Origin of the sequence: Streptomyces sp. NPDC058812 (assembly GCF_042744565.1) — a bacterium.
Lineage (GTDB): Bacteria > Actinomycetota > Actinomycetes > Streptomycetales > Streptomycetaceae > Streptomyces > Streptomyces thinghirensis.
This window is the reverse complement of record NZ_JBHYOB010000004.1, coordinates 126,182-145,291: the sequence shown is the minus strand read 5'-3', so window position 1 is coordinate 145,291 and position 19,110 is coordinate 126,182. Positions and strand designations below refer to the sequence as shown.

General features: G+C 73.1%; 22 protein-coding genes. 17 read left to right on the top strand and 5 right to left on the bottom strand.

Annotated features, from left to right (window positions below; translation table 11 throughout):
* Nucleotides 1–3 precede the first annotated feature (3 nt).
* A complete protein-coding gene (locus tag ACFW48_RS10155; protein WP_386312400.1) occupies nucleotides 4–615 on the top strand; it encodes a helix-turn-helix domain-containing protein in 612 nt (203 codons plus the stop codon).
* Here ACFW48_RS10155 and ACFW48_RS10150 read toward each other — a convergent pair.
* A complete protein-coding gene (locus ACFW48_RS10150; protein ID WP_386313047.1) occupies nucleotides 597–1,304 on the bottom strand; it encodes a formylglycine-generating enzyme family protein in 708 nt (235 codons plus the stop codon). The genes ACFW48_RS10155 and ACFW48_RS10150 overlap by 19 nt on opposite strands.
* Before the next feature lie 207 nt (nucleotides 1,305–1,511).
* Complete coding sequence (locus tag ACFW48_RS10145) at nucleotides 1,512–1,883, bottom strand: holo-ACP synthase (RefSeq protein ID WP_386312397.1); 372 nt, start codon at nucleotides 1,881–1,883, stop codon at nucleotides 1,512–1,514.
* Nucleotides 1,884–1,994: 111 nt separating this feature from the next.
* Between ACFW48_RS10145 and alr the strand changes: the two genes are divergently transcribed.
* The 4 genes from alr to ACFW48_RS10125 all read left to right on the top strand — a co-directional run bounded on the left by alr (nucleotide 1,995) and on the right by ACFW48_RS10125 (nucleotide 5,428).
* Nucleotides 1,995–3,161 (top strand): alanine racemase, encoded by a 1,167-nt coding sequence (alr, locus tag ACFW48_RS10140; protein WP_386312395.1) that lies wholly within the window; start codon nucleotides 1,995–1,997, stop codon nucleotides 3,159–3,161.
* An 88-nt stretch (nucleotides 3,162–3,249) separates the two neighbouring features.
* Entirely contained in the window at nucleotides 3,250–4,509 is a 1,260-nt protein-coding gene (locus ACFW48_RS10135; RefSeq protein ID WP_386312392.1) for an alpha/beta fold hydrolase, read from the top strand.
* Nucleotides 4,475–5,008, top strand: coding sequence for a tRNA (adenosine(37)-N6)-threonylcarbamoyltransferase complex ATPase subunit type 1 TsaE (tsaE, locus tag ACFW48_RS10130; RefSeq protein ID WP_386312390.1), 534 nt, complete (start codon nucleotides 4,475–4,477; stop codon nucleotides 5,006–5,008). Before ACFW48_RS10135 ends, tsaE begins: the two co-directional genes overlap by 35 nt.
* A gap of 234 nt (nucleotides 5,009–5,242) precedes the next feature.
* Nucleotides 5,243–5,428: a hypothetical protein gene (locus ACFW48_RS10125; protein ID WP_386312387.1), complete on the top strand. Its 186-nt coding sequence runs from the start codon at nucleotides 5,243–5,245 to the stop codon at nucleotides 5,426–5,428.
* Nucleotides 5,429–5,474: 46 nt separating this feature from the next.
* On the opposite strand, the gene ACFW48_RS10120 is transcribed toward ACFW48_RS10125, so the two are convergent.
* The gene (locus ACFW48_RS10120) at nucleotides 5,475–6,029 is read right to left on the bottom strand and encodes a hypothetical protein (RefSeq protein WP_386312385.1); all 555 of its coding nucleotides are present in this window, start codon (nucleotides 6,027–6,029) and stop codon (nucleotides 5,475–5,477) included.
* A gap of 182 nt (nucleotides 6,030–6,211) precedes the next feature.
* Between ACFW48_RS10120 and tsaB the strand changes: the two genes are divergently transcribed.
* From tsaB to ACFW48_RS10100, 4 genes are read left to right on the top strand one after another with little or no spacing between them, the layout of a single operon-like run.
* Nucleotides 6,212–6,865, top strand: a complete 654-nt coding sequence (gene tsaB / locus ACFW48_RS10115; protein WP_386312383.1) for a tRNA (adenosine(37)-N6)-threonylcarbamoyltransferase complex dimerization subunit type 1 TsaB — start codon at nucleotides 6,212–6,214, stop codon at nucleotides 6,863–6,865.
* A 44-nt stretch (nucleotides 6,866–6,909) separates the two neighbouring features.
* Complete coding sequence (gene rimI / locus ACFW48_RS10110) at nucleotides 6,910–7,395, top strand: ribosomal protein S18-alanine N-acetyltransferase (RefSeq protein WP_386313044.1); 486 nt, start codon at nucleotides 6,910–6,912, stop codon at nucleotides 7,393–7,395.
* Nucleotides 7,388–8,500, top strand: a complete 1,113-nt coding sequence (gene tsaD / locus ACFW48_RS10105) for a tRNA (adenosine(37)-N6)-threonylcarbamoyltransferase complex transferase subunit TsaD (RefSeq protein ID WP_386312380.1) — start codon at nucleotides 7,388–7,390, stop codon at nucleotides 8,498–8,500. The genes rimI and tsaD overlap by 8 nt, the downstream gene beginning before the upstream one ends.
* Nucleotides 8,497–8,754, top strand: a complete 258-nt coding sequence (locus tag ACFW48_RS10100; protein WP_386312378.1) for a hypothetical protein — start codon at nucleotides 8,497–8,499, stop codon at nucleotides 8,752–8,754. The genes tsaD and ACFW48_RS10100 overlap by 4 nt, the downstream gene beginning before the upstream one ends.
* Here ACFW48_RS10100 and ACFW48_RS10095 read toward each other — a convergent pair.
* Nucleotides 8,705–9,223, bottom strand: a complete 519-nt coding sequence (locus ACFW48_RS10095) for a hypothetical protein (protein ID WP_386312375.1) — start codon at nucleotides 9,221–9,223, stop codon at nucleotides 8,705–8,707. The two genes, ACFW48_RS10100 and ACFW48_RS10095, sit on opposite strands and share 50 nt — an antisense overlap.
* Before the next feature lie 225 nt (nucleotides 9,224–9,448).
* Here ACFW48_RS10095 and ACFW48_RS10090 point away from each other — a divergent pair, with 225 nt between their 5' ends.
* The 4 genes from ACFW48_RS10090 to ACFW48_RS10075 all read left to right on the top strand — a co-directional run bounded on the left by ACFW48_RS10090 (nucleotide 9,449) and on the right by ACFW48_RS10075 (nucleotide 13,408).
* On the top strand, nucleotides 9,449–10,501 hold the full coding sequence (locus ACFW48_RS10090) for a LacI family DNA-binding transcriptional regulator (protein ID WP_386312373.1): 1,053 nt from the start codon (nucleotides 9,449–9,451) through the stop codon (nucleotides 10,499–10,501).
* Nucleotides 10,502–10,625: 124 nt separating this feature from the next.
* Nucleotides 10,626–11,648 (top strand): LCP family protein, encoded by a 1,023-nt coding sequence (locus tag ACFW48_RS10085; RefSeq protein ID WP_386312371.1) that lies wholly within the window; start codon nucleotides 10,626–10,628, stop codon nucleotides 11,646–11,648.
* A 108-nt stretch (nucleotides 11,649–11,756) separates the two neighbouring features.
* Entirely contained in the window at nucleotides 11,757–12,113 is a 357-nt protein-coding gene (locus tag ACFW48_RS10080; protein ID WP_386312369.1) for a YciI family protein, read from the top strand.
* Nucleotides 12,114–12,157: 44 nt separating this feature from the next.
* On the top strand, nucleotides 12,158–13,408 hold the full coding sequence (locus ACFW48_RS10075) for an RNA polymerase sigma factor (RefSeq protein WP_386312367.1): 1,251 nt from the start codon (nucleotides 12,158–12,160) through the stop codon (nucleotides 13,406–13,408).
* Between the two features lie 231 nt (nucleotides 13,409–13,639).
* Here the strand turns inward: ACFW48_RS10075 and ACFW48_RS10070 are convergent, their stop codons facing one another.
* Entirely contained in the window at nucleotides 13,640–14,815 is a 1,176-nt protein-coding gene (locus ACFW48_RS10070; protein WP_386312364.1) for a methyltransferase domain-containing protein, read from the bottom strand.
* A 162-nt stretch (nucleotides 14,816–14,977) separates the two neighbouring features.
* On the opposite strand from ACFW48_RS10070, the gene ACFW48_RS10065 reads away from it, so the two are divergent.
* From ACFW48_RS10065 to groL, 4 genes are all read left to right on the top strand, one after another.
* Nucleotides 14,978–15,847: a polysaccharide deacetylase family protein gene (locus ACFW48_RS10065; RefSeq protein WP_386312361.1), complete on the top strand. Its 870-nt coding sequence runs from the start codon at nucleotides 14,978–14,980 to the stop codon at nucleotides 15,845–15,847.
* Nucleotides 15,844–16,563 carry a polysaccharide deacetylase family protein gene (locus tag ACFW48_RS10060; RefSeq protein ID WP_386312358.1) on the top strand — a complete coding sequence of 240 codons (720 nt, stop codon included), beginning with the start codon at nucleotides 15,844–15,846 and terminating at the stop codon, nucleotides 16,561–16,563. The genes ACFW48_RS10065 and ACFW48_RS10060 overlap by 4 nt, the downstream gene beginning before the upstream one ends.
* Nucleotides 16,564–16,895: 332 nt before the next feature.
* On the top strand, nucleotides 16,896–17,204 hold the full coding sequence (gene groES, locus ACFW48_RS10055) for a co-chaperone GroES (RefSeq protein ID WP_003974211.1): 309 nt from the start codon (nucleotides 16,896–16,898) through the stop codon (nucleotides 17,202–17,204).
* A 125-nt stretch (nucleotides 17,205–17,329) separates the two neighbouring features.
* Complete coding sequence (gene groL / locus ACFW48_RS10050; protein ID WP_121748717.1) at nucleotides 17,330–18,955, top strand: chaperonin GroEL; 1,626 nt, start codon at nucleotides 17,330–17,332, stop codon at nucleotides 18,953–18,955.
* Nucleotides 18,956–19,110: the final 155 nt, after the last annotated feature.

Below are 19,110 nucleotides of genomic sequence, written 5' to 3'. Positions count from 1 at the left end.
CCCATGGGCGACGACGAGACGGCCGAGACGATGCGCGTGATGACCTCACTCGGGGCCCGCCTGCGCGCCATCCGGCAGGCCCGCGGTCTCACGCTGGCCCAGCTCGGCACCGCCACCGGCATCTCCGTGTCCACGCTGTCCCGGCTGGAGTCGGGACAGCGTGAGCCGGGGCTGCGGCACCTGCTGCCGCTGGCCAGGGCGCACCGCCTGCCCCTGGACGAACTGGTCGGCTCCCGGACCGGCGACCCCCGCGTCCACCCGCGCCCCTTCACCCGGCACGGCCAGACCTGGATCCCCCTCACCCGCAACCCCAACGACGGGCTGCACGCGTACAAGCAGATCCTCCCCGCCCCGCCGGCCGCGCGGACCGAACCGGTCCCGCGCCCCGACCAGGGCTCCCACGAGGGCCACGAGTGGATCTACGTCCTCTCCGGGCGCCTGCTCCTCGCCCTGGGCGAGCACGACCTCGTCCTGACGGCCGGTGAGACGGCGGAGTTCGACACCCGCGTCCCGCACGGCATCGCCAACGCCGGGGACAGGCCCGTCGAGTGGATCGCCCTGTACGGGGCACAGGGCGAGCGGATGCACATCCGGGTTCAGCCGACGGGCGACTGACCTCCGCCGGCCGAACGGGCGACGCGGAACCCCACGTCGTCCACCCGGAACGTCGGGTGGCTGCGGCGCCGTACGGAGGCCCGGCAGCTCCAGTGCTCGTCGAACCAGCCGCCGCCGCGCAGTACCCGGTAGGTGCCGTAGACCTCGGCGTCGTAGACGTCCCAGCACCACTCCCAGACGTTGCCGAGCATGTCGTACAGGCCCCAGGCGTTGGGCCGCCTGCCGCCCACCTCGTGGACGCGCTCCCGCGAGTTGCCCCGGTACCAGGCGATGTCGTCCAGGTCGCCGTAGCGCGGTCCGTCCGTCCCGGCGCGGCAGGCGTGTTCCCATTCGGCCTCGGTCGGCAGCCGGTACCCGTCGGCGGAGGTGTCCCAGGCGGCGCCGCCGTCGCCGGTGACGCGGTAGGCCGGGCGGAGCCCCTCGCGCCGCGACAGGGAGTTGCAGAAGCCGACCGCGTCCGCCCAGGAGACTTCCGCGACGGGCAGCCGCTCCTCCCGCGGGGCGGGCCGCTGCCCGGTGACCCGCGCGTACTCGGCCCGCGTGACCGGGAACGCCGCCAGCCGACACGACGCGACCTCCACCGGCCAGCTGCGCCGCGTCCGCCGGTCCGACAGGGTCACCCGTCCCGGCGGAACGGAGACCATCCCGATCTCCGCCTCCGCCCATGCGTCGCCGGTTCCCGCATCCATGTCCATGGACAGATGATCGTACTGATCCCCGCCGCGCCTCGGGACGAGGCGATCCGCGCCCACCGCCGAGCCCTCTGCCCACCGCCGAGCCCTCTGCCCACCGCCGAGCCCTGCCCACCGCCGAGCCCTGCCCACAGCCGAGCCCTGCCCACAGCCGAGCCGTGCCCGCCCCTGTCGCGCGCCCACCGCTGACCGCGGCAGCGCGCCCTACCCCTCCGCGATCACCACCGCCGACGCCACCCCCGCGTCATGGCTCAGCGATACGTGCCACGACGTCACGCCCAGCTCCGCCGCCCGCGCCGCGACCGTCCCCGCCACCCGCAGCCGCGGCTGTCCGCTGTCCTCGACGTACACCTCGGCGTCCGTCCAGTGCAGCCCCGCCGGCGCGCCGAGTGCCTTGGCCAGAGCCTCCTTCGCCGCGAACCGGGCGGCGAGCGAGGCGATGCCCCGGCGCTCCCCGCTCGGCAGCAGCAACTCGCTCTCCAGGAAGAGCCGTCGTGCCAAGGCCGGCGTGCGTTCCAGCGACTGCCCGAACCGTTCGACCTCGGCCACGTCGATCCCGACCCCGATGATGCTCATGCGAGGCACCCTAACGACTGGTGGGCGCACGCGAACGACCGGCGGGCGCCGCGGGCCCGGGCGCGCTGCGGCGGAAGCGGGGCGCGGGTGCTCTGAGACACTGGGGGCACGATGAGTGAGACAGCTGCTCGGCGGGCCGCGGTGACGCGGGCCCGTGCCGAGATCGACCTGGCCGCCCTGCGGGCCAACGTCCGCGCACTGCGCGAACGGGCCCCCGGGGCGGCTCTCATGGCCGTCGTCAAGGCCGACGCCTACGGCCACGGCGCGCTCCCGTGCGCCCGCGCGGCCGTCGCGGCGGGCGCGACCTGGCTGGGCACCGCCACCCCGCAGGAGGCCCTCGCGCTGCGCGCGGAGGCGGGACTGCCGGACGACGTGCGGATCATGTGCTGGCTGTGGACGCCGGGCGGCCCCTGGCGGGAGGCCGTCGAGGCGGATCTCGACGTGTCCGTCAGCGGGATGTGGGCCCTGGACGAGGTCACCGAGGCCGCACGGCGTGCCGGGCTCCCCGCGCGCGTGCAGCTCAAGGCCGACACCGGGCTCGGCCGCGGTGGCTGCCAGCCCGGCGAGGACTGGGAGGAACTGGTCCGGGAGGCCCTGCGGGCCGAGAGCGAGGGGCTGCTCCGCGTCACCGGTCTCTGGTCGCACTTCGCCTGCGCCGACGAGCCCGGGCACCCCTCCATCGCCGCCCAGCTCACCCGCTTCCGGGAGATGACGGCCTACGCCGAGCAGCAGGGCGCGCGTCCCGATGTGCGGCACATCGCCAACTCCCCGGCCACGCTCACCCTCCCCGAGACCCACTTCGACCTCGTACGGCCGGGCATCGCGATGTACGGCGTCTCGCCCAGCCCCGAGATCGGCACCCCCGCCGACTTCGGACTGCGCCCCGTGATGACGCTGGCCGCCTCGCTCGCCCTGGTCAAGCAGGTCCCCGGCGGTCACGGCGTCAGCTACGGGCACCACTACACCACCCCCGGCGAGACGACCCTCGGCCTCGTCCCGCTCGGCTACGCGGACGGCGTCCCCCGCCACGCCTCCTCCACCGGTCCCGTCCTGGTCGACGGCAAGTGGCGCACGGTGGCGGGGCGGATCGCGATGGACCAGTTCGTCGTCGACCTGGGCGGGGACCGGCCGGAGCCGGGCACCGAGGCGGTGCTGTTCGGGCCCGGCGACCGCGGCGAACCCACGGCCGAGGACTGGGCGCAGGCGGCGGGCACCATCGGCTACGAGATCGTCACCCGGATCGGATCCCGCGTGCCGCGCGTCTATCTGAACGAGTGACGCGCCCCCACACGGCGTGACGCGCGTTCAGGTGAATCGGCAACCAGCGGGTATCCGCACAGCGGCCCGGCGAAGAGGAGCGGTGTACGTGAGCGAGAGCAACGCGGAGGCCGTCGTGTCGGCCGTCGCCTCCGCCACGGAAGCGGCCACCGAGGTCGCCGCCGGCGGCTGGCGCCGGGCGACCGGCATCGCCGGTGTCGCGATAGGCGTGGTCGCGGCGGGCGCCGCGGCCGGCGTGGCGATAGAACGGCTCACCGTCGGCCGCGGGATGCGCCAGAAGGCACGGCTCGCCCTCGACTCGACAGGTCCCTACGGCGGGCTGCGCGGCACTCCCGGCAAGGCGTACGCCGACGACGGCACCGAGCTGTACTACGAGGTCGACGACGTCGAACCGGAGGCGGAGTCCGCGCTCACCCGGCGCAGGCGGCGGCTGTTCGGCCGCAAGGCGCCCGCCCCCGTGACCGTCGTCTTCAGTCACGGCTATTGCCTCAACCAGGACTCCTGGCACTTCCAGCGGGCGGCCCTGCGGGGCGTCGTCCGCACCGTGCACTGGGACCAGCGCAGCCACGGCCGTTCCGGGCGGGGCGTGTCCCAGGTGCGGGACGGCCGGCCGGTCACCATCGAGGACCTGGGCCGCGACCTGAAGGCCGTCATCGACGCGGCCGTGCCCGACGGCCCGATCGTGCTGGTCGGGCACTCCATGGGCGGCATGACCGTGATGGCGCTGGCCGACGCGCTCCCCGACCTGGTCCGCGAGCGGGTCGTCGGCGTCGCCCTCGTCGGCACGTCCTCCGGCCGGCTCGGCGAGGTCAACTTCGGGCTTCCGGTGGCCGGCGTCAACGCGGTCCGGCGGGTGCTGCCGGGCGTGCTCAAGGCGCTGGGGCAGCGGGCCGACCTGGTGGAGAAGGGGCGGCGGGCGACGGCGGACCTGTTCGCCGGGATCATCAAGCGGTACTCGTTCGCGTCCCGGGACGTCGACCCGGCCGTGGCCCGCTTCGCCGAGCGGATGATCGAGTCCACGCCGATCGACGTGGTCGCCGAGTACTACCCGGCCTTCAACGACCACGACAAGACCACGGCCCTCGCCCACTTCGCCGGCCTGCCGGTCCTCGTGCTGGCCGGGGTGCGGGACCTGGTCACGCCGAGCGAGCACAGCGAGGCGATCGCCGACCTGCTGCCGGACGCGGAGCTGGTGCTCGTCCCCGACGCGGGGCACCTGGTGATGCTGGAGCATCCGGAGTTGGTCACCGACCGCCTCGCCGACCTGCTCGCCCGCGCGGGCGCGGTGCCGGCAGCGGCTACCGTTGATGGCTATGGAAGCACCAGCAGCACCGCAGGGCCCGGCTGAACCCTCCGAGCCCGCACCCGGCGTCGAGATCACCGTCACCTCCCCCGAGCAGATGCGGGAACTGGGCCGCAGGCTCGCCAAAGTGCTGCGTGCCGGGGACCTGCTGATGCTCAGCGGGGAGCTGGGCGCGGGCAAGACGACACTGACCCGGGGGCTCGGCGAGGGCATGGGCGTCCGTGGCGCCGTCACGTCCCCGACCTTCGTGATCGCGCGCGTGCACCCCTCCCTCGGCGACGGTCCGCCGCTCGTCCACGTCGACGCCTACCGGCTGTCGGGCGGTCTGGACGAGATGGAGGACCTCGACCTCGACGTTTCCCTGTCCGACTCGGTGATCGTCGTCGAGTGGGGGGAGGGCAAGGTCGAGGAGCTGACCGACGACCGGTTGCAGCTCCGGATCCACCGGGCCGTGGGCGACACCACCGACGAGGTGCGGCACGTGACGCTGACGGGTATCGGCGAGCGCTGGGCAGCGGCCGACCTCAGCGTGCTCGCCGTCTGAGCCGGCGCCCCGGGCCCGAGCCGGCGCCCCGGGCCCGAGCCGGCGCCCCGGGTCGAGCCGGCGCCCCGGGTCGAGCCGTCGCCCCCGGTCAGAGCCGAGGCCCCTCGTCCGGGGGACGTTCCGACAAGACGTCGGGAAGATATTGCGTTTGGGGTCTCGCGCGTGGTCACATGGTATCCAGCTCGTAGTTAGGCATGCCTAACTACGCCCGCCCCCGATCTTCAGGAGGCGTCCATGCCGGAGACCGAGCCGCAGCCGCAGCCGCAGGCCCGACGGCGGCCGCAGTCGCCCGCGCTCACCGGGGTGTCCATGCACGATCTGCTCGCGTCCTGCGCCGCCGCGGCGGCGGTCTCGACGCCGCCACGCGCGCCCGAGCCGGAGACGTGCCACCCCGTCCGGGAGCACCGCGAGGCCGCCTGACCCGCACGGCCGCGGCGCTTCAGTGCTTCGGCGTTTCGTCGCTTCGTCAGGGAACGACGACGACCCGCTGCCCGATCGTCGCGAACTGCCACATCGCGTCGCCGTCCGCGCGCGTCTCCCGGATGCCGCCGGTGCGCTCGCCCGCGTCGGGCTTCGCCGTGGAGCCGTCCACCGCGGCGCTGAACCCGATGACCACGCCCTCGACGCTGGTGAAGCGCACGACGTGCTCGACCGGGATGCCGTCGGACCCGGTGACCCGGTTCGAGCGGGACGTGACCGCGTAGGTGCCCGGCGCCGGGTCGACCGTGCTGGGCGTGACCTTGAAAGTGCGCTCGACCTTGTTGCCCGCGCCGACCAGCCACACCCGGTCGTCGTCCACCGAGTACACCACCCGTTCACCCCTTCCGGAGCCTGCGGGAAGGGCGTTCGGGTGTCGCCGGTCGCGGGGGGCCTTGGAGGCGCCGGGGGCGGGCGTGCTGCTCGCGTGGGTCCCGCCGAGGTCGGCCGGGGCGTTGGCCGACGCCTGGTAGCCGAGGACGCCGATCGTGGCGAGGGCCGCCGCGGTGAGGCCGGTGACGAGACCGGCGCTGCTGCTTGCCACTGGCGACCACCTTGTCGTCGTAGGTCGTGCGTCCGCTCCCGGCGACCGTAGCAGTCCGTGACCGTACGAACGCGGTGCGCGACACGGGGTGCCGGTGCCGGTGCCGGTACCGGTACCGGTACGGGTGCCTGGCCCGCCGACCGGGCGTCCGACACGGGCCCGCGGCGCCGTAGGCTGTTTGCGTGCTCTTGCTCGCTCTGGATACCGCCACGCCCGCCGTGACCGTCGCGCTGCACGACGGTACGGACGTCATCGCCTCGTCGAGCCAGGTGGACGCACGCCGGCACGGTGAGCTGCTGCTGCCCGCCGTCGACCGGGTGCTCGCCGAGGCCGGCCTGCGGCTCGACGCCGTCACGGGCATCGTCGCCGGGATCGGCCCCGGCCCGTACACGGGACTGCGCGTCGGCCTGATGACCGCGGACACCTTCGGCCTCGCGCTCGGCGTGCCCGTGCACGGCGTGTGCACGCTGGACGGCCTCGCCCGGGCCGCCGACCTGGAGGGCCCCTTCGTGGTGGCGACCGACGCCCGCCGCAAGGAGGTCTACTGGGCCCGGTACGCCGACTCCCGCACCCGGCTCACCGACCCGGCGGTGGACCGTCCCGCCGACATCGCCGAGCAGGTGGCCGGGCTCCCGGCCGTCGGCGCGGGCGCGCTGCTCTACCCGGACACCTTCCCGAAGGCGCACGAGCCCGAGCACGTGTCCGCCGCCGCCCTGGCCTGCCTGGCCGCGGAGACCCTCGCGGCGGGCGGGGAACTGCCCGCGCCCCGGCCGCTGTACCTGCGCCGCCCCGACGCCCAGGTCCCCAAGAACTACAAGGTGGTCACCCCCAAGTGACCGAGTCAGCCACAGCCGCGTCAGCCACTGCCGTACTGCGCGAGATGCGCTGGTGGGACATCGACCCCGTGCTCCGGATGGAGCGGGAGCTGTTCCCGGAGGACGCCTGGTCGCGGGGGATGTTCTGGTCCGAGCTGGCCCACGCGCGCGGGCCCGGGGCGACCCGGCGGTACCTGGTCGCCGAGGAGGACGGTCGGGTCGTCGGCTACGCGGGCCTCGTCACCTCCGGGGACCAGGCCGACGTGCAGACCATCGCCGTCGCCCGCGACCACTGGGGCACCGGCCTCGGCGCGCGACTGCTGACCGAACTGCTGCGGGCGGCGACCGCCTTCGAGTGCGCCGAGGTGCTGCTGGAGTGCCGGGTGGACAACACCCGCGCCCAACGACTGTACGAGCGCTTCGGCTTCGAGCCCATCGGCTTCAGACGCGGCTACTACCAGCCGGGGAACGTGGACGCCCTGGTGATGCGCCTGACCGACCCTTCCACCTCCGTACCGGGAACCGAACGAGGAACCGACAACCATGGCTGACTCACGCGACGAGCCTCTCGTTCTGGGGATCGAGACCTCCTGCGACGAGACCGGTGTCGGTGTCGTCCGCGGCACCACCCTGCTGGCCGACGCCGTCGCGTCCAGCGTCGACGAGCACGCCCGCTTCGGCGGCGTGGTGCCGGAGGTGGCGAGCCGCGCCCACCTGGAGGCGATGGTCCCCACCATCGACCGCGCCCTGAAGGAGGCGGGGGTCGGCGCCCGCGACCTCGACGGCATCGCCGTCACCGCGGGCCCCGGCCTCGCCGGCGCCCTGCTGGTCGGCGTCTCGGCGGCGAAGGCGTACGCCTACGCCCTCGGCAAGCCCCTGTACGGCGTCAACCACCTCGCCTCGCACATCTGCGTCGACCAGCTGGAGCACGGCGCGCTGCCCGAGCCGACGATGGCGCTGCTGGTCTCCGGCGGACACTCCTCGCTGCTGCTGTCGACGGACATCACCTCCGACGTCCGACCGATGGGCGCCACCATCGACGACGCGGCCGGCGAGGCCTTCGACAAGATCGCCCGCGTGCTGAACCTGGGCTTCCCCGGCGGCCCGGTCATCGACCGGTACGCGCGCGAGGGCGACCCCGACGCGATCGCGTTCCCGCGCGGACTGACCGGCCCGCGCGACCCGGCGTACGACTTCTCCTTCTCCGGGCTGAAGACGGCCGTGGCCCGCTGGATCGAGGCCAAGCGGGCGGCGGGGGAAGAGGTTCCGGTGCGCGACGTGTCGGCCTCCTTCCAGGAGGCGGTCGTGGACGTGCTGACCCGCAAGGCGGTGCGGGCCTGCAAGGACCAGGGCGTCGACCACCTGATGATCGGCGGCGGCGTGGCCGCCAACTCCCGGCTGCGGGCCCTGGCCCAGGAACGCTGCGAGGCGGCCGGCATCCGGCTGCGGGTACCCCGCCCCAAGCTGTGCACGGACAACGGCGCGATGGTGGCGGCGCTCGGCGCGGAGATGGTCGCCCGGGGGCGGGCCGCCTCCGACTGGGACCTCTCGGCCGACTCCTCCCTGCCGGTGACGGAACCGCACGTGCCGGGCCACGGCCACACGCACGCGCACGACCACGTCCACGAGGTCAGCAAGGAGAACCTGTACTCGTGACCGTCGCGCTGATGTGGGAGGCGAGGGCCGTGTCCGGCCGGGGCGAGGAGTTGCTGGCCTGGGCACGGGCACAGCCGCTCGACGGCACCCCCCTGCGCAGGGAGGTCCTGCGTGCCCCGCAGGACCGGATCCTCGTCATCACCTGGTGGGACGCCGACTACGACGCCGAGCTGCCGGAACTTCCCGAGCCGGACGGGGACCTGGTCACGCGGGCGGCCCACCGGTGGCGCTTCGAGTCGGTGGCCGCCCACTGACCGGGGAGGTCACGAGCCCCACGTTCCCCATCGTGGACTTCCGCCACAGCAGCAGGCCCGTCCGGCGCTCCCAGACGGCGATGACCACGGCCTGCAGACCCCAGTCGACGACCCATGTCAGGGGCAGTACGGCGACCCAGGGCTCCCACACCAGCGCCGGTACCAGCGAAGTCAGGGCGAGCACCGGAAAGAGGCCCGGGAGGAACAGGCGCCGGCGCAGCGGGATGTCCGGCGGCAGCTCCACGCCGTCCGCGAGCGGCGCGGCCCTGCGGAACCGCCGTACCTCCAGAGCCAGCTCTCCGACCGCCCACAACGCCAGGAAGCCGAGCAGTGCCCAGAGGAACCTCCGGGTGTCCCAGCCGGGAAGCGGCGGAATCCCGTGCACGGCACCCGTCACGGCCACGCAGACGGCGGCGGCGGCCAGCGCCGTACCGGTGGATCTGGTCTCGTGGTACAGCTTCCTGTCCATCGTGCCCCCGTACGTCCGCGCCCCCGCGCCCCCGTCGCGGCGGCCTCGGCCGCCGCCGTCACCGGCAAACCGTAGTTCCGGGGCGTCGGGTCCGACTCCCCGGCGCTCTGAACGCCCGGTGAACGCCGAGAGATCGAATGTTTCGGCATTGAAAACGAACGATCCGAGAGTCCGTGACTCATCGAAGACTGCGTCAAGAAGGCCCACGGGGATACGATCGCCGCCATGACATCCCCGCAGCCCGCTGAAACCCGCACGCAAAGGCGGTCCGCGCAGACCGCGACCCTCGCCGAGATCGCGCGTGAGGCCGGTGTGTCGGCGCCGACTGTTTCGAAGGTCCTCAACGGCCGCGCCGATGTCGCCCCCGGGACCCGGGCCCGCGTGGAGGAGCTGTTGCGCACCCACGGCTACCGGCGACGGCGGGCCGAGGCGAGCCGCTCCCCGCTGATCGACCTGGTCTTCCACGAGCTGGAGAGCGCCTGGGCGATGGAGGTCATCCGGGGCGTCGAGAACGTGGCGCGGGACGCGGGGCTCAGCGTCGTCCTCTCCGAGAGCGCGGGGCGCCTCACGCCCGGCCGGACCTGGGCCGACCAGGTCGCCGCCCGCCGTCCGCACGGCGTGATCCTCGTCCTGTCCGGCCTCGACGAGTCCCAGCGCGCCCTGCTCACCAGCCGCTCCATCCCGTTCGTGGTGATGGACCCGGCCGGCGACCCGGGCGCCGACGTGCCGTCCATCGGCGCCACCAACTGGCAGGGCGGACTCGCCGCCACCCGGCACCTGGTCGACCTCGGCCACACCCGCATCGGCGCGATCAGCGGGCCCACCCGGATGATGTGCAGCCGCGCCCGTGTCGACGGCTACCGGGCCGCCCTGGAGACGGCCGGGCTGCCCGTCGACCCGGATCTCATCATGACCGGCGACTTCCACCACGAGGCCGGCTACCGGCAGGGCCTGGAACTGCTGCGCCGTCCCGACCGGCCGACCGCCGTCTTCGCCGGCAACGACCTCCAGGCGCTCGGGCTGTACGAGGCCGCGCGCGAGCTGGGGCTGCGCATCCCGCAGGACCTGAGCGTGGTCGGGTTCGACGACCTGCCGGTGGCCCGCTGGGTGGGGCCGCCGCTGACGACCGTACGGCAGCCGCTCATGGAGATGGCCGAGGCGGCGGCCCGGCTGGTCCTGGACCTCGGGCGGGACGACGGGTCCGCGGCGGCGACCCGGGTGGAGCTGGCCACAAGCCTGGAGGTGCGCAGCAGCACGGGGGTGCCTGCGGTCGCCTAATCTGAGAATTTCCGCAGAATAGCGACCCACGTATGTCCGCTCCCAACAATTCGGACTTATGTTCCTTCCGACGGGGCATTCGGGTGGGGACGTGGACGGGACCGGCAGGGGCGGGGGCGGACGCATGACTGCGCGGGGCGGGCGCTCGAGGGGGCTGAAGGCGGCAGGCCTCGCCCTGGTCGGTGCCCTGTTGCTCGGGGTCGCCGCGGCGGGGTGGGCCTACTGGCACCTGAACGGCAACATCAGAAGCGTCGACATCAACGGCGCGCTCGGCGACGACCGCCCCGCGCGGCCGGTCACGGCCCCCTCCGCCTCGCCCTCGGCGTCCCCCGTGCCCACCGGCGCCCTGAACATCCTGGTCCTCGGCTCGGACTCGCGCAGCGGCGAGGAGAACCAGGAGCTCGGCGGCGGCGACAGCGAGGGCGCCCGTTCGGACACCGCGATGGTCGTCCACCTCGACCCGGGCCGGACCGCCGCCACCGTCGTGAGCATCCCGCGCGACACGCTCGTCACCCGCCCGTCCTGCCCGCTGCCGTCCGGCGATGGGACCCGGGAAGCGGGCGGCGCGATGTTCAACACCGCCTACGCCCTGGGCGGTCCGGTCTGCGCGGTCAAGACCGTCGAGTCGATGACCGGCGTCCGCATGGACCACTACATCGAGATCGACTTCTCCGGCTTCGCCAAGCTGGTCGACGCCCTCGGCGGGGTCACGGTCACCACGGACGTGGACATCGACGACGACAAGAGCCACCTCCACCTGGACGCCGGCACCCACCACCTCGACGGCACCGAGGCCCTCGGTCTGGCCCGCACCCGGTACGGACTTCAGGGCGGCAGCGACCTCGCCCGCATAGAGCTCCAGCAGAAGCTGGTGAAGGCGCTGTTGGAGCAGATCTCCGCCACCGACCTGCTCACCGACCCCGCGCGGCTGTACCAGGTCACCGACGCGGTCACCGGCAGTCTCACCACCGACACCGGCCTGGACTCGCTGGGCGAGCTGATGAGCCTCGGCCGCAGCCTCGGGGGCCTGTCGGCGGACGACGTACGCACGGTGACGATGCCCGTCGTACCGGCGCCCTGGGACGGCAACCGGGTGGTGGCCGAGGAGCCGGAGGCCGGTGACCTGTGGGAGTCGCTGCGGCGCTGAGGAATCTCCGGGAGATCTCGAAGGGTGTGTCGATCCACGGCCCGCCCGTTCGACGCACGGGGTGAGAGGCCGGGAAGGACCCGGCCCGACCCACCCCGAGGAGTCACCATGCCCCGCTACCTTTCGCTGATCCGGATCGAGGAGAGCGACGCCCTCTCCGGCGGCCCCAGCCCCGAGCTGGTGCAGCGTATGGAGAAACTGATGGAGGAGATGACGAAGGCCGGCGTCCTGCTCGACACCGCCGGGCTGACCCCGACGGCCCAGGGCACCCGCGTCCACTACGAGGGCGGGCGGCTGTCCGTCACCGACGGGCCCTTCACCGAGTCCAAGGAGGTCATTGGCGGCTACTCGCTCCTGCAGGCCAAGGACAAGGCCGAGGCGATCGAGTGGACCAAGCGGTTCCTGAAGGTGCACGAGGAGCACTGGACGGTGACCTGCGAGGTGCGGGAGCTGATGGAGGGCTGATCGGAGTTTCGCCCCGCGGGCCCGAGGGTGTTGCATGGTGGGCTGTGGAACCACAGCCCACCGAGGCCCTCGAAACCGTCTTCCGCATCGAGTCGCCCCGTGTCATCGCCGGCGTCGCCCGCCTGGTCCGGGACGTCGGCATCGCCGAGGAACTCACGCAGGACGCCCTGGTCGCGGCCCTGGAGCAGTGGCCCCGGGACGGCGTGCCCGACAACCCGGGCGCCTGGCTCATGGCCACCGCCCGGCGCCGCGCCGTCGACCTGATCCGGCGCCGGGAGAACTACGCCCGCAAGCTGGCGGAGATCGGCCGGGACCTGCCCACCGCGGCCGCACCGCCCGAGGAGCCCGCCGGTCCCGACGACATCGATGACGACCTGTTGCGGCTGGTCTTCACCGCCTGCCACCCGGTGCTGTCCGCCGAGGCCCGCATCGCCCTCACCCTGCGCCTGCTGGGTGGCCTCACCACACCCGAGATCGCCCGCGCCTTCCTCGTCCCGGAACCGACGGTCGCACAGCGCATCGTGCGCGCCAAACGCACCCTGGCCACGAAGAACGTCGCCTTCGAGGTGCCGTACGGCCCGGACCGCGCGGCCCGCCTCGGCTCGGTCCTGGAGGTCATCTACCTGATCTTCAACGAGGGGTACGCGGCCACCGCCGGCGACGACTGGCTCCGCCCGGCCCTGTGCGAGGACGCCCTTCGCCTGGCCCGCGTGCTCTCCGCCCTGATGCCGAAGGAGCCGGAGGTCCACGGTCTGACCGCCCTGCTGGAGTTCCAGGCGTCCCGCACCGCCGCCCGCACCGGCCCCGACGGCGCGCCGGTGCTCCTCGAGGACCAGAACCGCCGCCGCTGGAACCGCATGCTCATCGCCCGCGGCATCACCGCCCTCGACCGCGCCCACACCACCGGCTCCGGCGCGCCGGGCCCGTACGTCCTCCAGGCCGCGATCGCCGCCTGCCACGCGACGGCGTACACGTACGAGGAGACCGACTGGCCGCGCATCGCCACGCTCTACGGCCTGCTCGCGGCCCGTGCCCCGTCCCCGGTCGTCGAACTCAACCGCGCGGTCGCCGTGTCGATGGCCGAGGGCCCCGCCCCGGCACTCACCCTCGTCGACACCCTCGCCGCCGAACCGGCTCTGCGCGACTACCACCTGCTCCCCAGCGTCCGCGGCGACCTCCTGCTCCGCCTGGGCCGCACGGCGGAGGCACGGACGGAGTTCGAACGCGCCGCGTCCCTGACCCGCAACGAACGCGAACGCGAGCTGCTGACGCGCCGGGCGCGGGGCTGTGGTTGAGCGGGGCGCGGGGCTGTGGTGGAGCGGGGTGGTGGGCTGTGGTTGAGCCGGGCGCGGGGCTGTGGTTGAGCGGGGCGCGCGGGCTGTGGCTGAGCCGGGTGGAGGGCTGCGGCCGAGCCGGGCCCGCCCGGCGGTGACGGTGGGGCCTCCGGCGGGATGGCGGGACGGCCGGCGGGGCGGCGGGGCGGCGTGCCGGTCCCGACCTCCCCGGCATGCACCGTCGGTCCGGCCTCAGCGCACCGGATGCCCGATCAGCATCGTCGGCGCCCCCGCGACCCGGGTCATGAACACCGTCGCCGCGTTCGGCCCCTGGGGCTTGACCTTCTTCCGCAGTTCCTCCGGCTCGACCGCCGAGCCCCGCTTCTTCACGGTCAGGGTGCCGACCCGGCGCTCCCGCAGCAGTGCCTTCAGCTTCTTGACGTTGAAGGGCATCCGGTCGGTGATCTCGTACGCCGTGGCGTACGGCGTCGGCAGCAGCTCGTCCGCGGTGACGTAGGCGATGGTCGCGTCGAGCAGCCCCCCGCCGACCTGTTCGGCGACCTCGGCGACGAGGTGGGCGCGGATGACGGCGCCGTCCGGCTCGTAGAGGTACCGGCCGGGCGTGCGGACCTCCGGGTCGGGCAGGCCGGTGCCGAGCAGGGTGCGGGGCCCCGGCAGCAGCGTGGCGCGCACCGCCCCCGGCACCGTGCCGAACCACAGCACGGCCTCCTTCACGTCCCCGCCGTCCGAGATCCACTCCGCCTCGGCGCCGTCCGGCACCGCCTCGTGCGGAATGCCGGGCGCGACCTTCAGCGCGGCGGCGCGGGGAGCCGTACGGGCCGCCTCGACCGCCCATGACAGCGGCGGCGAGTACGCCTCCGGATCGAAGATCCGGCCGCGCCCGCCCCGTCGCGCGGGATCGACGAACACGGCGTCGTACCCGCTGGTGTCGACTTCCGTGACATCCGCCTCGCGCACCTCGATCAGATCGTCCAGCCCCAGCGCCCCGGCGTTGGCACGGGCGGCGGCGGCCGTCGCCGGGTCCCGGTCCACGGCCAGCACCCGGATCCCGGCCCGGGCCAACGCGATCGCGTCGCCACCGATCCCGCAGCACAGGTCGGCGACCGAGGTCACGCCCAGGGCCGACATCCGCTCGGCCCGGTACGCGGCCACGCTCGCCCGCGTCGACTGCTCGACCCCGCCCGGCGTGAAGAACATCCGCCCCGCGTCCTCGGCCCCGAACTTCGCCACCGCCCGCTGCCGCAGCCGCGCCTGCCCGAGCGCGGCCGACACCAGCTCGGCGGGACGCGTGCGCCGCAGCCGGGTCGCGACCGCCAACTCCTGCGCGGGGTCGGTGTCGCGCACCTCGTCGAGGAGGGCGCGGCCCTCGGGGGTGAGCAGGGCGAGGAGGGCGTCGAGGTCGTTCACCGGAACATTGTGGGCCAGTCGGTGGATGGTGCGCCTCCGGCGCGGTGTCGGGCCGGGTTCGGCGGCCGGGGACTGCGAGGATCCCGCACCATGCGAGCAGTCGTACAAAATGACAAAATCCGGGCGCCCAGGGTGTTCCGGCCGTCCTCCCCGGGGCTCCGGATGCGCGGCGGTGTCGCCGCGCTCGCCGTCGCCGCCCTCGCCTCCGGCTGTGCGCAGGACGCCTCCGAGGTGCGGGGCGCCGCCGGCCGGCAGCCCCTCCAGGCGCCCCCGGCCCGCGCGCTCGACGCCTACGCGTCCAAGCTGCGCGCGGCCCAGGCCGCCCGGGCCGCCGCCGCCAAGCGCTGGAACCTGAAGAAGGTCCCGCTGACGGCCCCGCCACCCCCCGCGAAGAAGCCGGAGATCAAGGCACGCGAGGGCTTCGAGGTGAGGGGCCAGAAGAACCTCCCGCCGGTCTTCACCTCGATCCCCACCAAGGAGAAGATCGTCTTCCTCACCATCGACGACGGCGCCGAGAAGGACCCGGCGTTCCTGCGGATGATGAGCGAGCTGAAGATCCCGTACACCGCCTTCCTCAGCGACTACCTGGCGAAGGAGGACTACGGCTACTTCAAGAAGATGCAGGACCGGGGCGTCACCCTCAACAACCACACCCTCCACCACCCTTACCTGCCCGGCCTGTCCTACGCCGAGCAGAAGCGCGAGATCTGCGGCATGCAGGACGTGATCGAGAAGCGCTACGGCAAGCGCCCCACCCTCTTCCGCCCGCCCTACGGCAACTACAACCGCGACACCCTGCGCGCCGCCAAGGCCTGCGGCATCGAGTACGCCCCGATCTGGAACGAGGAGGTCTTCGCCGACCACTGGGACTACCGCGAGTGGGACCGGGAGATCCACCCCGGCGACATCGTCCTCACCCACTTCCGGGGCGAGGACGACTGGGGCGGCACCATGCGCGACATGGTCCGCGAGTTCCTCGACAAGGTCACCGCCGAGGGATACGCCGTGGCCCGGTTGGAGGACTACCTGTGAGGCGCGGGCGGTTCCGGCCGGCCGGGGCCGCCCTGGCAGCCGTACTGCTCACCGGCTGCGCCCAGTTCGCCGGCCCCGCGCAGCAGCCGGCGGCGGGAGAGCCCGCTCAGGGCAGCGACCGGGGGCAGAACCTGCCGCCCGTCGTGGACCACGTCCGCACCACGGACCGGGTCGTCTTCCTCACCTTCGACGACAGCGCCGAGCGGGACCCGCACTTCGCCGACCTGGTCCGCGAACGGCGGCTCCCCGTCACCCTGTTCCTCACCGACAACGTCGCCGGACCCGCGTACGGCCACTTCGCCCGGCTCCGCTCGGTCGGCGCGAGCCTGCAGAACCACACCCTGGACCACCGCTCCCTGCGCGGACTGCCCTACGCCGGCCAGCGCGCCGAGATCTGCGGCCAGCAGACCAAGCTCAGGTCCCGCTTCGGCGTCCGCCCCCACCTCTTCCGCCCGCCCTACGGCACGTACGACCCCACGACCCTGCGCGCCGCCGCCGACTGCGGTATCGCGACGGTCGTCCTGTGGCGGGCGACCCTGAACGCCGACGGCGGCCTGAGCTACACCCGCGGCGAGCACCGCCTCCACCCCGGCGACATCGTGTCCGTCGACCCGGACCACCCGACGGGCCTGGGCCTGAGCACCCGCACGGAACGTCTGCTGGAGACGATCGAGGAGCAGGGGCTGAGGGCGGGCCGCCTGGGGGACTACCTCTGACGCCGGGTGGACAAGTCAGCCCGTCCGGCGTTTGAGGGCGAGGCCGTTCAGGCCGAAAGCCGGGGTCTGGGGGCGGCCGTACCCGGCGGGTTCCGCGCCGACGCGGGGTGCGCCACCCGGCCCGGCGTTCACTGAAATACCCCCGACGCGCCGCCGGCATTGGCACTCCGCTTGACCGAGTGCTAATCGCGGTCATAGTCTCGGCCTTGGCACTCCCCACTGGAGAGTGCCAACTACGCGACGGGCAGGTCCGGCACCCGCGACGACGGATCCACCTGGTCGCCACCTCAGACAGTTAACCCCGTGAGATCTCCGAAGGGGGAGGTCGGATCGTGACGACCACCAGCTCCAAGGTTGCCATCAAGCCGCTCGAGGACCGCATCGTGGTCCAGCCGCTCGACGCCGAGCAGACCACGGCTTCGGGCCTGGTCATTCCGGACACCGCCAAGGAGAAGCCCCAGGAGGGCGTCGTCCTGGCCGTTGGCCCGGGCCGCTTCGAGGACGGCAACCGTCTTCCGCTCGACGTCAGCGTCGGCGACGTCGTGCTCTACAGCAAGTACGGCGGCACCGAGGTGAAGTACAACGGCGAGGAGTACCTCGTCCTCTCGGCCCGCGACGTGCTCGCGATCGTCGAGAAGTAGTTCACCGAAGCACCGAAGCACCTTGCTTTACTGCTGCGCCCCTGGCCCCCGCAATCGATATGAAGCCGGGCGCCCGGGGCGCAGTGCCGTTTAACCCCAAGATTTCCGAGAGGGCTCACGCTCCCATGGCGAAGATCCTGAAGTTCGACGAGGACGCCCGTCGCGCCCTCGAGCGCGGCGTCAACAAGCTCGCCGACACGGTGAAGGTGACGATCGGCCCCAAGGGCCGCAACGTCGTCATCGACAAGAAGTTCGGCGCCCCGACCATCACCAACGACGGTGTCACGATCGCCCGCGAGGTCGAGATCGAGGACCCGTACGAGAACCTCGGCGCCCAGCTGGTGAAGGAGGTGGCGACCAAGACCAACGACATCGCGGGTGACGGCACCACCACCGCCACCGTGCTGGCCCAGGCGCTGGTCCGCGAGGGCCTGAAGAACGTCGCCGCCGGTGCCTCCCCGGCGCTGCTGAAGAAGGGCATCGACGCGGCCGTCGCCGCCGTGTCCGAGGACCTCCTCGCCACCGCCCGCCCGATCGACGAGAAGTCCGACATCGCCGCCGTGGCCGCGCTGTCCGCCCAGGACCAGCAGGTCGGCGAGCTGATCGCCGAGGCGATGGACAAGGTCGGCAAGGACGGTGTCATCACCGTCGAGGAGTCCAACACCTTCGGTCTGGAGCTGGACTTCACCGAGGGCATGGCCTTCGACAAGGGCTACCTGTCGCCGTACTTCGTGACGGACCAGGAGCGCATGGAGGCCGTCCTCGAGGACCCGTACATCCTCATCAACCAGGGCAAGATCTCCTCCATCGCGGACATGCTGCCGCTGCTGGAGAAGGTCATCCAGGCCAACGCCTCGAAGCCGCTGCTGATCATCGCCGAGGACCTGGAGGGCGAGGCGCTCTCCACCCTCGTCGTGAACAAGATCCGCGGCACGTTCAACGCGGTGGCCGTCAAGGCTCCCGGCTTCGGCGACCGCCGCAAGGCGATGCTGCAGGACATGGCCGTCCTCACCGGCGCCACGGTCATCTCCGAGGAGGTCGGCCTCAAGCTCGACCAGGTCGGCCTGGAGGTGCTCGGCACCGCCCGCCGCATCACCGTCACCAAGGACGACACCACGATCGTCGACGGTGCCGGCAAGCGTGACGAGGTCCAGGGCCGCATCGCCCAGATCAAGGCCGAGATCGAGAACACGGACTCCGACTGGGACCGCGAGAAGCTCCAGGAGCGCCTCGCGAAGCTGGCCGGCGGCGTGTGCGTGATCAAGGTCGGCGCCGCCACCGAGGTGGAGCTGAAGGAGCGCAAGCACCGTCTGGAGGACGCCATCTCCGCGACCCGCGCCGCGGTCGAGGAGGGCATCGTCTCCGGTGGTGGCTCCGCGCTGGTCCACGCCGTCAAGGTCCTCGAGGGCAACCTCGGCAAGACCGGCGACGAGGCCACCGGTGTCGCGGTCGTCCGCAAGGCCGCCGTCGAGCCGCTGCGCTGGATCGCCGAGAACGCCGGCCTGGAGGGCTACGTCATCACCTCCAAGGTCGCCGAGCTCGACAAGGGCCAGGGCTTCAACGCCGCCACCGGCGAGTACGGCGACCTGGTCAAGGCCGGCGTCATCGACCCGGTGAAGGTCACCCGCTCGGCCCTGGAGAACGCCGCCTCCATCGCCTCCCTCCTCCTGACGACCGAGACCCTGGTCGTCGAGAAGAAGGAAGAGGAAGAGCCGGCCGCCGCGGGCCACGGCCACGGCCACGCCCACTGAGCGCTGCGCTGAGCTGAGCTGAGCCGACGGTGCCCAGTGCCCCCGCAGGGGTGCTGGGCACCGTGCGTTGTCGTGGGGACGGGATCGCGGTTGTGGGGACGGGATCGCGTCTGCCCCGGCGGGTTCGTCGCCGGGTGCGACGTCGTTGTGGTTGC